This window comes from Croceitalea sp. MTPC6, assembly GCF_036985525.1.
GTDB lineage: Bacteria > Bacteroidota > Bacteroidia > Flavobacteriales > Flavobacteriaceae > Croceitalea.
On record NZ_BTGR01000004.1, the window covers coordinates 45,326 to 58,159 of the forward strand.

At 35.6% G+C, this 12,834-nt stretch carries 12 protein-coding genes; 10 read left to right on the plus strand and 2 right to left on the minus strand.

The window, feature by feature from the left end:
• Positions 1 to 203: 203 nt before the first annotated feature.
• Both ubiE and porT read left to right on the plus strand, forming a co-directional pair.
• Positions 204 to 932, plus strand: a complete 729-nt coding sequence (gene ubiE / locus AACP56_RS09130; RefSeq protein WP_339338736.1) for a bifunctional demethylmenaquinone methyltransferase/2-methoxy-6-polyprenyl-1,4-benzoquinol methylase UbiE — start codon at positions 204 to 206, stop codon at positions 930 to 932.
• 4 nt (positions 933 to 936) lie between these two features.
• Positions 937 to 1,632 (plus strand): type IX secretion/gliding motility protein PorT/SprT, encoded by a 696-nt coding sequence (gene porT / locus AACP56_RS09135; RefSeq protein WP_339338734.1) that lies wholly within the window; start codon positions 937 to 939, stop codon positions 1,630 to 1,632.
• Positions 1,633 to 1,637: 5 nt separating this feature from the next.
• Here porT and AACP56_RS09140 read toward each other — a convergent pair whose 3' ends face one another.
• The gene (locus tag AACP56_RS09140) at positions 1,638 to 2,363 is read right to left on the minus strand and encodes a TrmH family RNA methyltransferase (RefSeq protein WP_339338732.1); all 726 of its coding nucleotides are present in this window, start codon (positions 2,361 to 2,363) and stop codon (positions 1,638 to 1,640) included.
• Between the two features lie 25 nt (positions 2,364 to 2,388).
• Here AACP56_RS09140 and tamL point away from each other — a divergent pair, with 25 nt between their 5' ends.
• The 3 genes from tamL to accD are packed head-to-tail and all read left to right on the plus strand — an operon-like array spanning position 2,389 to position 7,010.
• Positions 2,389 to 4,989, plus strand: coding sequence for a translocation and assembly module lipoprotein TamL (tamL, locus tag AACP56_RS09145; RefSeq protein WP_339338730.1), 2,601 nt, complete (start codon positions 2,389 to 2,391; stop codon positions 4,987 to 4,989).
• 59 nt (positions 4,990 to 5,048) lie between these two features.
• Complete coding sequence (gene fbaA / locus AACP56_RS09150) at positions 5,049 to 6,116, plus strand: class II fructose-bisphosphate aldolase (protein ID WP_339338728.1); 1,068 nt, start codon at positions 5,049 to 5,051, stop codon at positions 6,114 to 6,116.
• 15 nt (positions 6,117 to 6,131) lie between these two features.
• Positions 6,132 to 7,010: an acetyl-CoA carboxylase, carboxyltransferase subunit beta gene (accD, locus tag AACP56_RS09155; protein WP_339338726.1), complete on the plus strand. Its 879-nt coding sequence runs from the start codon at positions 6,132 to 6,134 to the stop codon at positions 7,008 to 7,010.
• Between the two features lie 29 nt (positions 7,011 to 7,039).
• On the opposite strand, the gene AACP56_RS09160 is transcribed toward accD, so the two are convergent.
• Positions 7,040 to 7,915 (minus strand): hypothetical protein, encoded by an 876-nt coding sequence (locus tag AACP56_RS09160; protein ID WP_339338724.1) that lies wholly within the window; start codon positions 7,913 to 7,915, stop codon positions 7,040 to 7,042.
• A 232-nt stretch (positions 7,916 to 8,147) separates the two neighbouring features.
• Between AACP56_RS09160 and rpsO the strand changes: the two genes are divergently transcribed.
• From rpsO to AACP56_RS09185, 5 genes are all read left to right on the plus strand, one after another.
• The gene (gene rpsO, locus AACP56_RS09165; protein ID WP_339338722.1) at positions 8,148 to 8,417 is read left to right on the plus strand and encodes a 30S ribosomal protein S15; all 270 of its coding nucleotides are present in this window, start codon (positions 8,148 to 8,150) and stop codon (positions 8,415 to 8,417) included.
• Positions 8,418 to 8,617: 200 nt separating this feature from the next.
• Positions 8,618 to 10,837, plus strand: coding sequence for a polyribonucleotide nucleotidyltransferase (locus AACP56_RS09170; protein WP_339338720.1), 2,220 nt, complete (start codon positions 8,618 to 8,620; stop codon positions 10,835 to 10,837).
• A gap of 170 nt (positions 10,838 to 11,007) precedes the next feature.
• Entirely contained in the window at positions 11,008 to 11,871 is an 864-nt protein-coding gene (locus AACP56_RS09175; RefSeq protein ID WP_149277351.1) for a sigma-70 family RNA polymerase sigma factor, read from the plus strand.
• Between the two features lie 209 nt (positions 11,872 to 12,080).
• Entirely contained in the window at positions 12,081 to 12,305 is a 225-nt protein-coding gene (locus tag AACP56_RS09180) for a VF530 family protein (RefSeq protein ID WP_339338718.1), read from the plus strand.
• On the plus strand, positions 12,306 to 12,761 hold the full coding sequence (locus tag AACP56_RS09185) for a tRNA (cytidine(34)-2'-O)-methyltransferase (protein WP_339338716.1): 456 nt from the start codon (positions 12,306 to 12,308) through the stop codon (positions 12,759 to 12,761).
• Positions 12,762 to 12,834 lie beyond the last annotated feature (73 nt).

Genomic DNA, 12,834 nt, shown 5'->3' on the forward strand with positions numbered 1-12,834 from the left:
ACTCAAAAGGTTTTTTTAACTATAATCAATTTTATAAATTGAGCAGTTATGAGGAAAAGGATAGTCTGTTAAATAGTGAAAACTTTCACCCATACAGCGGGATAGTTTCTGAATTACAAGACAAAATTACACATTTTATTTTGCTTCTGAAGTATATATACCACTCATGGTCCATGTTGTATCTTTGCGGTTCAATTTTTACGATGGCAAAAAAGGTAATTCCATACAAAGATTCAGAATTAAGCAAAAAAGCACAGGTCACCAAAATGTTTGATACCATTTCAAAAAATTATGATGGTCTAAACAGAGTTATTTCTCTTGGTATTGACACCAAATGGAGAAAAAGGGTGGTTAAGCTTATTGGCAATGCCAAACCAAATACTATTTTGGACATAGCAACAGGTACTGGAGATTTAGCTATTGCGATGGTAAAAACCGGTGCCAAGAAAATTGTAGGGCTTGATATTTCAACAGGGATGTTGGAAGTAGGAAAAGAAAAGGTTAATGAAAAAAAACTGGACACTACCATTGATATGGTTGTTGGAGATAGTGAAAATCTAAATTTTGATGATAATTCCTTCGATGCCATTACCGTTGCTTTTGGTGTAAGAAACTTTGAAAACCTAGAAAAAGGATTGGCAGAAATCTATAGAGTCTTAGCACCTAAGGGGACTTTGGCCATATTGGAAACCTCCGTGCCTACAAAAATCCCTTTTAAGCAAGGTTATAGCGTATACGCCAAGTATATCTTACCGGCTATAGGTAAAATATTTTCAAGGGATAAAGTGGCATACAACTATCTTTCAGAATCGGCAGCAATCTTTCCACATGGCAAGGACTTCAACAATATTTTGGCCAAAATTGGGTTTATAGGTATAGAGAACAAACCTCAAACATTTGGGGTGGCAACTATATACGTAGCGTCAAAATAAATAAATGAAAAACTTACTTGTCTTGCTGGCCACATTTATGGCTACAAACAATCTTCAAGCGCAATTTCGTAAAGACCCCATAATTAACATTCAAAATGAGGATAAAGCCCTTTTGAATTGGGGTTATTATTTAGGTATGAACCAATATGATTTTCAGTTTGAGTATGAAAATGATATTGGCCAAGATATTCTTGTCGATAAAAGTTTTGGCTTTAATGTAGGTCTAATAGGTGAATTACGAGTAAATGAATTTGTAGATGTAAGATTAGAACCTGGTCTTTTATATTCGCAAAGAATTCTTGGTTTTCCTGGCTTTACTACTGAAAATGAAGCAATTAGAGAAGTAAGGTCCACTTATATTAGATTCCCGTTACTATTGAAGCTTAGTACCAAACGTTTCAATAATTTTAAACCTTTTATTATTGGAGGTGGCTACGCAGCAATCAATCTTGGAGCAAATGAAGATAGTTTGGATGATAACAGCAGTGGTACATTTAGAATGAAAAAGAATGTATACGGTTATGAACTCGGATTTGGGGTCGACTTTTATACAGAGTTCTTTAAATTTACACCATCTATAAGGGGCGTTTTCGCACTTACCAATGAGTTGGTGCCCGATGATGACCCTAACAGCGCATGGACCGGTAATATCCTTGCTGCTCGTACAAGGGGAATCTTCATCAATCTAACTTTTGAATAGTCATACTAACTACCGCCTCTTATTTTACTTAAAATTATTCCAGTGGCCGTCGCTACATTTAAACTTTCTGCGGATTGATTTCCAAATTGGGGTATTGTAATTTTTTCAGTGATGCTATGCTCAACTTTAATTGATATTCCATTAGCCTCATTACCCATTATAAGCACGCCAGCATCGGGAAGCTCCTTTTTATAGATTGAAGTACCTTTCATAAAGCTTCCAAAAATTGGTAAATCGGTATTGGTCAAAAAAACTTCTAAATCCCTGTAAACTATATTCACCCTAGCAATAGAGCCCATAGTGGCTTGAAGCACTTTAGGATTAAAACTATCTACTGTTTCTTTTGAACAAACCAAACTTTTAATGCCATACCAATCACAAAGCCTTATAATCGTCCCCAAATTCCCAGGATCTCTTACGTCATCCAAAACAACAATCCAATCTTTTAAATCAACTGGTAGCTGTTCTGGAATTTCAAAAATTGCCAGTACACCACTTGGATTTTTTAGTGCACTAATATTTTTTAATTCTACATCCGTAATTTCTTCAGTCTCTATATTGGGAAAAATTGAATTAAACTCTTTTGTTACTAAAACTTTGAATACCTTAAAACTGGAGTTTAAAAGTTCCTTCACCCCTTTTACACCTTCGACAAAAAAAAGCCCATGTTCATTTCGGTACTTTTTTTGATGTAAGCTTTTAATCAGTTTCAGTTGGTTTTTGCTAACCATGTTAAATCACTTAATTTTGACCTCAATGAAGATAATAAAGGTTCTTTGTAAATTCAGGGCAAAAATAGGGGTATTCCTGCTACTGCTCATCTTATCTTCTTGTAATGCAATAAAAAAAGTTGGCGAAGAGGATTTTTTATTGACCAACAATACTATTTATGCAGATAGTGTAAAAATAAAAAAAGAAGAGGTCAAAAATTTATTGTCCCAAAAACCCAACAGTAACTTAGCGGGCTATCCATTACGCTTAAACCTATATAACCTAGCAAAAGAAAACCCCGACTCATTATACCAAAACTGGTTACAAAAAAAACCTAAGCGAAAACAAAGACTCAATTCTTTTTTGTCCGAAAAACAGGTTAACCGTTTAGGGCAATCTTTTTTGGTAAAAGGATACAGCAATTTCTTTAAGAGGATTGGGGAACCACCTGTAATAATAGACACCTCTAAAACTAAAAAGTCTATTGAACGCATACAAGCATATTATGGCAGCAAAGGTTATTTTAACAATACTGCAGACTACACAATTATTCCAATAAAGCGAAAAAAGAGAGCAGAAATAAAGTACGAGGTTAACTTGGGAAAGCCTTATTATATTGATTCTTTAGCAAGGAATATTCTTTCTTCGGACATTGACTCATTGTATTTAAATACTACCGAAGACTCTTTCTTAAAAGAAAATCAACAATTTGACTTAGTAAACTTTAATAAAGAAAGGGAGCGCTTAACAAGTGTTTTTCGTAATTCTGGGGTATATAATTTCCAAGAAAGTTCAATTAGTTACGATATTCTAAGGGATACTACCAAAATCGCCAATGATCAAAATATGGACGTGCAAATGAACATCAAAAATTTTGTTGCTTCAAATGACAGTACAAGTTCACAAGAGTACAAGGTTCACCGATTTGAAAAAATAAACATCTTTGCGGACTATATTTTCAATCAAGACAGAGACTCATTAAAATCTATTGAACATGAAGGATATACTATTTTTTACAAAGATGAATTACGTTATAAGCCTAATGCTTTAACTGATGCCATTTTTTTTGAAAAGGACAGTATTTACAGAGATATAGATAGAGTTAGAACACAAAGACAAATAACCAACTTAAATACCTTTAAATATCCAAATATTGACTTTCAACAGGACACCGTACAATCTCCTCGCCTTATCACCAATATTTATTTAGCGGCTAGGCCTAAATATTCCCTAGGGTTGGATTTTGATATTTCTAGGTCGGATATTCAACAAATAGGAACAGCTTTAAGTGCTTCCGTATTCACGAGAAATGTATTTGGTGGAGCAGAAACATTAAGTTTATCTGCGAGAGGGTCTATTGGTATTTTGAGTGACAACGACCTATCCAATGAAACTTTTACTTCAGAAATTGGAGGAGACATCAACTTGACTTTTCCAAGAATTTGGTTTCCTTTTAATACAGAAAGGGTAATCCCATACTATATGGTTCCCCAAACAAGACTCTCAATAGGTACTAATTTCCAACAAAATATTGGCTTGGACAGACAAGTTCTTAATACAGTTTTGGGCTATAACTGGTCTCCCAACGATTTCGTAAAAAACACCTTTGAGCTTATGAACATTGAGTTTGTAAGAAATACCAATGCTGAAAACTTTTTTAACGTTTATAACAGCTCGTACTCGCAATTGGACAATATTGCAGATAACTTTGATGATCCATTAAATTTTCCAGAATTAGCCCAATTTTTTATTGAAGATAATAATAACCAACAGGATAATTTAAGGTTATCCGTTCCTGCTGGAACAAATGGCTTTATTGATGCTGTTACAGTTTCTGGCTTCCCAATAGACGCTGAGGACCTAAATGAAGTTAGGAGTATAGAAGAGCGAAGAAATCGTTTAACAGAAAACAATCTAATTTTTTCTTCAAATTTTACTTTTCAAAAAAACAATAGGTCAGATATTAATGACAATAGCTTCTATCAGTACAGAATAAAATTGGAAAGTGCAGGAAACCTTTTATCCGCCTTTGCGAGTTTCATCCCTTTTAATACAGATGGAAATGGTCAAGAACTGGTTTTTGGAGTACCCTACTCACAATATGTAAAAACAGAGTTTGATTATGTAAAGCATTGGGATTTAAATAGGGAAAGTGTTTTAGCTTTTAGAAGTATTTTTGGTTTGGCCATACCTTACGGCAATTCTAATAGTATCCCTTTTGTACGTAGTTATTTTGCTGGTGGGGCTAACGATAATCGCGCTTGGCAAGTATATTCCTTAGGACCAGGAAGGACTGAAAACCTTAATGATTTTAATGAAGCAAATTTTAAACTAAGCTTTAATTTAGAATATCGGTTTCCTATTGTTGGGGATGTGAAAGGTGCCCTTTTTGCTGATGCAGGAAATATTTGGAATGTTTTTGACAATGTAGATAATGAGGAGGCTACTTTTAACGGGTTTAATTCTTTGGCAGACATTGCCTTGGGTACTGGATTTGGCCTAAGATATGATTTAAGCTATTTTGTTTTTCGATTCGATTTAGGCTTTAAAACCCACAATCCAGCCCGTATTGATTCAGAGAGATGGTTTACTGACTTTAACCTCAATGAGTCTGTCATTAACATAGGTATCAATTATCCTTTCTAAGCCTAATTATTTTATTACTTTTGTTTCTTGTTTTAACTCTCTAACTAATCAAAAATAGTATGTCCCACAACATAAAACCAGGCGTTGCTACAGGTGACGAAGTTCAAGCGATTTTTAATCATGCAAAAGCAAATAATTATGCTTTACCTGCAGTTAACGTTATCGGTTCAGATACTATAAATGGCGTTTTGGAAACTGCACGGGATTTAAATGCCCCTGTTATTATTCAGTTTTCTAATGGAGGAGCACAGTTTAATGCAGGTAAGGGATTAAGTAATGAAGGTCAAAAAGCTGCTATTGCTGGTGCCGTAGCTGGAGCAAAGCATGTACATACACTGTCTGAAGCTTATGGAGTTCCCGTAATTTTACATACGGACCACTGTGCAAAGAAGCTATTACCTTGGATAGACGGCCTACTGGATGCTAGTGAGGAACATTTTGCTAAAACGGGAAAATCACTGTTTAGTTCCCACATGATCGATTTATCCGAAGAACCAATTGAAGAAAATATTGAAATCTGTAAGCAATATTTAGAGCGAATGTCCAAAATGGATATGACTTTAGAAATTGAATTGGGCATCACTGGAGGTGAAGAAGATGGTGTTGATAATACAGATGTGGATGACTCTAAATTATACACACAACCAGAAGAGGTAGCTTATGCTTACGAAGAGTTAAGCAAAGTAAGTCCAAGATTTACTGTGGCTGCAGCATTTGGCAACGTACATGGGGTTTATAAACCTGGAAACGTAAAACTTACTCCAAAAATCTTGAAAAACTCTCAAGAACATATATCTGAAAAATATGGTGTAGAACATAATCATATTGATTTTGTATTTCATGGAGGATCAGGTTCTACTGTTGAAGAGATTAGAGAAGGTATCAGCTACGGAGTAATAAAAATGAATATTGATACCGATTTGCAATACGCATTTATGAGCGGTATTAGAGACTATATGGGAGCAAAAGTAGATTATTTAAAATCTCAAATTGGAAACCCAGATGGTAATGATGTACCAAACAAGAAATTTTATGACCCAAGAGTTTGGCTGCGTGAGGGTGAAAAGACTTTTGTCACTCGTTTAAAAAAGGCTTTTGAAGATCTAAACAACGTTAATACCCTTTAATTAAAATTTACTTTTATGACAGCTTGGTTCAAAAGAAAAGAAAAGGGAATACAAACCGCTACTGAGGAAAAAAAAGACACTCCTAAGGGGCTTTGGTATAAATCCCCTACTGGAAAAATTGTTGAATCAGAAGATCTTGCAAAAAATTTTTATGTAAGTCCTGAGGATGATTATCATGTTCGTATTGGTAGTAAAGAATATTTTGAAATTCTATTTGATAACAACAAGTTTCAAGAGTTGGATGTAAAATTGAGCTCAAAAGACCCTTTAAAGTTTGAAGACACTAAAAAGTATTCGGACCGCCTTAAAGCGGCACAGTCTAAAACTGGACTTAATGATGCCGTCAGAACTGCCATGGGCAAATCCATGGGTAAAGATTTGGTAATTGCCTGTATGGATTTCAGTTTTATTGGAGGTTCTATGGGTAGTGTGGTAGGTGAAAAAATTTCTCGGGCAATTGACCATGCTAAAAAGAAAAAAGTACCTTTTTTAATGATTTCAAAATCTGGAGGTGCCCGTATGATGGAAGCCGCCCTTTCTTTGATGCAATTGGCTAAAACATCTGTAAAATTGGCTCAATTGGCTGAAGCAAAGTTACCATACATTTCGCTCTGTACCGATCCCACAACCGGTGGCACCACTGCTTCATATGCAATGTTAGGCGACATTAATATTTCTGAGCCTGGAGCATTAATTGGTTTTGCAGGACCTAGAATAGTAAAGGATACTACTGGTAAAGATTTACCCGATGGTTTTCAAACTTCAGAATTTGTTAAAGAACATGGCTTTTTAGATTTCATTTCCCATAGAAAAGATTTAAAAAAGAAAGTCAATCTCTACATAGATTTAATTCAAAATCTACCTATTAGAAAAGAAGAAGAGTTGGCTAATTAGCCAACTCTTTTTTGTTAAGTTCTCCTATATTAATCTTTCAAAAACCTTCTTAGAAATACTTCTTCACTAGTTCCATCAGGATACGTCAATACTCCCTTGGCATCACAGCTACCATCACCAAAATCCAAACTTGCTGTTGCATCGTTTCTTGAGATTTCTAATATACCACTAACGGTAAACCGACACGACCATTCTCTCCTAAGCGGAGAAACTACTTCTTTCTCAAAAGTATTGCCTGCTTTATTCACAAATGTTCTCTTTCCTGTAATCAAAAACACATTGTCCCCCCAGAAACCACTACCATAACCTTCAATCCATTCTCGGGTTCTTGTTCCCATAAAAGAAGCTGTTTCACCGTCAGGCCAAGTTGCATCAAATGATGCACTTACAGTCCCTTGTGGATTGCCATTTTCATTGGAACGTACTCTAAGAATATCGGCACCACCTTCCACAGACACACCATTAAAAGTGAAGTTTTCCAAGGCCAACGTTAATGTTTTGGAAGCCGCTTCCATATCTTTTGCATAACTCAAATTGATTATTCCGCTAAGCACATTTCCGTTGGGCAATTCGCACCCTTCACCAAAGTCAATAGTTTTCTCTTTTGTAGTATCTGTTACAACTGTTGTAATGGTAACACAGTCTGGCAGATAATCTGAACGGTAATCAAATTTTGAGGTAGCGGATATTTCATCAGATGCATAGATATCTTCGGCAATAGTGGACACTTCTTCAGAAATCATTTCAGACTCATCACTGTATTTTAATTCTGTTGCGGTAATCACCTGTTCCACAATAATTTCTTCTTCTACTGCTGTTTCATCTTTAGAACAGGAAACAAAACTTAAAGTCGCTGCAGTTAAAATTATAGCTGCCAAGCGCACATTTTTAGGATTCTTTTTCATCTTTTTAAATTTTAATGTTTGTAATAGGGCTAAATAGGAAGTGCAAAGACAGACTAGTATAATCTCATGCGCACTTAAACGCCAACAATTCCTTAACGTTTGTAGCTATGACCTTAAAAAAAAGAAAAGGTTTAATTTTGGTGCAAAATTTTTTCTTCTAAAAAAAGAATTATCTTTGCGCCCTGATTGAGAAGCAGTCAGATACATAAAAATCATTTAAAATAATATTGGAATGTATTTAACAAAAGAAGTAAAAGCCAAAATCTTTAAGAAACATGGCGGTTCTGAAGGGAACACAGGTTCTACAGAAGGACAAATTGCGTTATTCACGCACCGTATTAACCACCTAACAACGCACTTGAAAAAAAATCATAAAGATTATAATACAGAGCGTTCTTTGGTAAAATTGGTAGGTAAAAGACGTAGTCTTTTAGATTACCTAAAAAAGAAAGATGTTGTAAAATATCGTGAGCTTATTAAAGAGCTAAATATTAGAAAATAATACTTTTGGGGGAGGCATTAGCTTCCCCCAACTTTTATAAAGTCCTCAATGGAGGCAAATTTATCCTGAAACAAGTTCAGGGCTAAAAAGCTACATTTAGTTTTTCATTGGTCAACACAACAACACAACCCGACCGTCCGGATGGCGGTAGACCAAATGTTTAACAAGTCCTTTGTTTTTTAAAGGCAACACAAAATTTTATGATTCCAAAAACTTTTAAAGAGGTCATAGACCTTGGTGACGGTAGGGAAATTTCTATCGAAACTGGAAAATTGGCAAAACAGGCACACGGTTCTGTTGTTGTACAATCAGGCAAATGTATGTTACTATGTACAGTTGTATCTAACTACAAACAAGCAGATGTAGATTTTCTACCACTTACTGTAGATTACCGTGAAAAATTTGCCGCTGCGGGGCGTTACCCAGGTGGCTTTTTCAAAAGAGAAGCTAGGCCAAGTGACGGCGAGGTTTTGACTATGCGATTAGTGGATCGTGTATTACGACCATTATTCCCAAAGGATTATCACTCCGAGACTCAAGTGATGATTCAATTAATGTCTCATGATGATGACGTAATGCCAGATGCTATGGCAGGTTTAGCCGCTTCGGCCGCTATTCAATTATCAGATTTTCCTTTTGAATGTGCAATTTCTGAAGCCAGAGTAGGTCGTGTAAATGGTGAATTCGTTATCAACCCAACTAGAGCGCAATTAGAAGAATCCGATATTGATATGATGATTGGTGCTTCTGCAGATTCTGTAATGATGGTTGAAGGTGAGATGGATGAGATTTCTGAAGAAGAAATGACCGAGGCTATCAAATTTGCTCACGAAGCTATTAAAGTACAGTGTGCAGCACAATTAAGATTAGCAGAAGCTTTCGGGAAAAAAGAAGTGCGCGAATATGAGCCAGAAAGAGAGGATGAGGATTTAGCCAAGAAAGTTCATGACCTAACTTATGACAAGGTTTATGCAGTAGCTAAGGCAGGTTCAGCAAAGCATGAACGAAGTGCTGCGTTTAGCGAGATTAAAGAAGAAATTATAGCGACTTTCTCTGAAGAAGAACAAGAAGAATATGGCGATTTAATCTCTAAATATTTTTACAAAGCTGAAAAGGCTGCTGTTCGTGACCTTACCTTAAACGAAGGTTTACGTTTAGATGGTCGTAAGACTGATGAAATTCGCCCAATTTGGTGTGAAGTTGATTATTTACCTTCAACACATGGTTCTGCGATTTTCACAAGAGGGGAAACTCAAGCTTTAGCAACAGTAACTTTAGGAACGTCTAGAGAGGCCAACCAAATAGATATGCCATCTTTTGAAGGTGAAGAGCGTTTCTATTTGCACTATAATTTCCCTCCTTTTTCAACTGGAGAAGCAAGACCTATTCGTGGAACATCTCGTAGAGAAGTTGGGCATGGTAACCTAGCTCAACGTGCATTAAAAGGAATGGTTCCGGAAGATTGTCCTTATACTGTTCGTGTAGTTTCAGAAATATTGGAATCAAACGGTTCTTCTTCTATGGCTACAGTATGTTCTGGTACAATGGCATTAATGGATGCCGGTGTTCAGTTAAAGAAACCTGTTTCTGGTATCGCCATGGGATTAATTTCTGATGCAGATTCTGGTAAGTACGCAGTCCTTTCTGATATTTTAGGTGATGAGGATCACTTAGGGGATATGGACTTCAAAGTTACGGGTACCTCTGATGGTATTACTGCTTGCCAAATGGATATTAAAGTAAAAGGATTATCATACGAGATTTTAGTGAATGCACTAAAACAAGCTCGTGATGGCCGTTTACATATTTTAGGCAAATTAACAGATACCATTTCTGTTCCAAATTCTGAAGTAAAAGAGCATGCTCCAACAATGGTTACAAGACGTATTCCTAATGAATTTATTGGCGCGTTGATTGGTCCTGGTGGAAAAGTAATTCAAGAGTTACAGAAAGAGACTGAAACTACCATTGTTATCAATGAAGACCCAGTAACAGAGGAAGGTATTGTTGAAGTATTAGGTGTTGGCAGCAAAGGTATTGATGCTGTTATGGCAAAGATAGATTCTTTATTGTTCAAACCTGAAGTTGGCAGTGTATACGAAGTAAAAGTTATAAAAATGCTAGACTTTGGTGCTGTTGTAGAATATACTGATGCACCAGGAAATGAAGTTTTGCTTCACGTTTCTGAATTAGCGTGGGAACGCACTGAAAATGTTTCTGATGTGGTTAACATGGGAGATGTTTTTGATGTTAAATACTTTGGTATCGATTCCAGAACACGTAAAGAGAAAGTTTCTAGAAAGGCACTTTTACCAAAACCAGAAGGTTATGTAGAACGTCCGCCTAGAAATAATGACCGTAGAGGTGGTGACCGTCGTGGAGGAAGAGATAACCGTGACAGAAAGCCAAGAAGAGACTAGTATCTTTTCTTCAAAATACAGTAAGCCCTTGCGTGAAATTTTCACACAAGGGCTTTTCATTTACAAAAAATAATTGAATTAAATTTTACCAAATTGTAACTTTTTATGTTTTCTTACGTATAAGTATATGAGCACAGGCTCGAAAACTTAAATTTGAAGGAGAAATTTAGATGAGACAGTTAAAAATTACAAAACAGGTAACCAATAGGGAAACTGCATCGTTAGACAAATACTTACAAGAGATCGGAAAAGTAGACTTGATTACTGCCGATGAAGAAGTAGAATTGGCACAACGAATAAAAGCAGGTGACCAAATTGCTTTGGAAAAGTTGACTAAAGCTAACCTAAGGTTTGTGGTTTCTGTGGCAAAACAATATCAAAATCAAGGATTAACATTACCAGATTTAATCAATGAAGGTAATTTAGGTCTAATTAAAGCTGCACAACGCTTTGACGAAACTAGAGGTTTTAAATTTATCTCTTACGCTGTATGGTGGATTCGTCAATCCATTTTGCAAGCATTGGCAGAACAATCCCGTATTGTGCGTTTGCCATTGAATAAGATTGGTTCTATTAATAAAATCAATAAGACTTTTGCTTTCTTGGAGCAAGCGCATGAACGAATGCCTTCAGCTGAAGAAATTGCAAAAGAATTGGACATGACCGTTGAAGATGTAAAGCAATCTTTAAAAAACTCTGGACGCCATGTTTCCATGGACGCTCCACTTATCGATGGTGAAGATTCCAACCTTTATGATGTACTGCGTAGTGGGGAATCCCCAAACCCGGACAAGGAATTGTTACACGAATCATTGCGTACTGAGATAGAGCGTGCTTTAGAAACTTTAACGCCACGCGAAGCAGATGTTATTCGCTTATATTTTGGACTTGCTGGTCAACATTCAATGACTTTAGAAGAAATTGGAGAGACTTTTGATTTAACAAGGGAACGTGTACGTCAGATTAAAGAAAAAGCAATAAGAAGGCTAAAACATACTTCTAGAAGTAAGATTTTAAAGACATATTTGGGGTAAAACCAAAGAAATTACAGTTAAATAAAGCTTAAATTTTTTTTTTGGCAAGAATATTGTAATTTAGTATACTACAACAGTTTATCATGACTGTTCGTTTTTTGATTGATGAATAAACTCCGGCTGATTACCGGAGTTTTTCATTTTATATACTTGTAGTTTGATTTGTTATGAATCTAATCCTCTACCTATTTGTTTATTTTCGGTAAAAAATGATGAAACAACTCAATAATCCATTGCATGGAATAAAATTGGCGGATATTATGGAAGAGCTCACACAAGCATATTCTTGGGAATATCTAGCAAATCAGATTAATATAAACTGCTTTAAAAACAATCCTTCTATAAAATCAAGCTTAAAATTTCTCCGTAGAACACCATGGGCCAGAGAAAAAGTGGAGCAACTATATCTCCACCTAAAATCAAAAGAAAAATAAATGGCTTTTAATATTGTTTTAGTAGCTCCGGAAATACCGAATAATACTGGAAACATTGGACGTTTAAGTTTAGCTACTGGCTGTAACCTTCACCTAGTAAAGCCATTAGGCTTCAAAATTGATGATAAACGCTTAAAAAGGGCTGGATTAGACTATTGGCAGCATCTTTCCGTCCAAACTTATGAAAGCATTGATGAATTTATGGCAAAACATAGTGACAAAAAGTTAGTATACTTTTCTAGCCATGCGACAAAAAGACATTGGGATATTAAATTTGAAAAAGAACTCTTTTTAGTATTTGGCCAAGAATCTGTTGGCCTATCTTCATTAATAACACAAGAAAATTCAGAAAGATTGTACAAAATTCCAATGTACAATGAGCGGATACGAAGTTTAAATTTAGCCAATGCGGTTGGTATAGTTGTTTATGAGGGTTTACGGCAACTAGGTAAGTAAATACTACATTTTATTCTACTTTTAATCAAAGTAATACTCATTTGATTTTCATAAATTTAAGATTGTAGATTCT

Bases quoted from the DNA above. Each gene is read 5' to 3' on its own strand.
- ubiE (WP_339338736.1), top strand. From the start codon at position 204: ATGGCAAAAAAGGTAATTCCATACAAAGATTCAGAATTAAGCAAAAAA.
- porT (WP_339338734.1), top strand. From the start codon at position 937: ATGAAAAACTTACTTGTCTTGCTGGCCACATTTATGGCTACAAACAAT.
- AACP56_RS09140 (WP_339338732.1), bottom strand. From the start codon at position 2,363: ATGGTTAGCAAAAACCAACTGAAACTGATTAAAAGCTTACATCAAAAA.
- tamL (WP_339338730.1), top strand. From the start codon at position 2,389: ATGAAGATAATAAAGGTTCTTTGTAAATTCAGGGCAAAAATAGGGGTA.
- fbaA (WP_339338728.1), top strand. From the start codon at position 5,049: ATGTCCCACAACATAAAACCAGGCGTTGCTACAGGTGACGAAGTTCAA.
- accD (WP_339338726.1), top strand. From the start codon at position 6,132: ATGACAGCTTGGTTCAAAAGAAAAGAAAAGGGAATACAAACCGCTACT.
- AACP56_RS09160 (WP_339338724.1), bottom strand. From the start codon at position 7,915: ATGAAAAAGAATCCTAAAAATGTGCGCTTGGCAGCTATAATTTTAACT.
- rpsO (WP_339338722.1), top strand. From the start codon at position 8,148: ATGTATTTAACAAAAGAAGTAAAAGCCAAAATCTTTAAGAAACATGGC.
- AACP56_RS09170 (WP_339338720.1), top strand. From the start codon at position 8,618: ATGATTCCAAAAACTTTTAAAGAGGTCATAGACCTTGGTGACGGTAGG.
- AACP56_RS09175 (WP_149277351.1), top strand. From the start codon at position 11,008: ATGAGACAGTTAAAAATTACAAAACAGGTAACCAATAGGGAAACTGCA.
- AACP56_RS09180 (WP_339338718.1), top strand. From the start codon at position 12,081: ATGATGAAACAACTCAATAATCCATTGCATGGAATAAAATTGGCGGAT.
- AACP56_RS09185 (WP_339338716.1), top strand. From the start codon at position 12,306: ATGGCTTTTAATATTGTTTTAGTAGCTCCGGAAATACCGAATAATACT.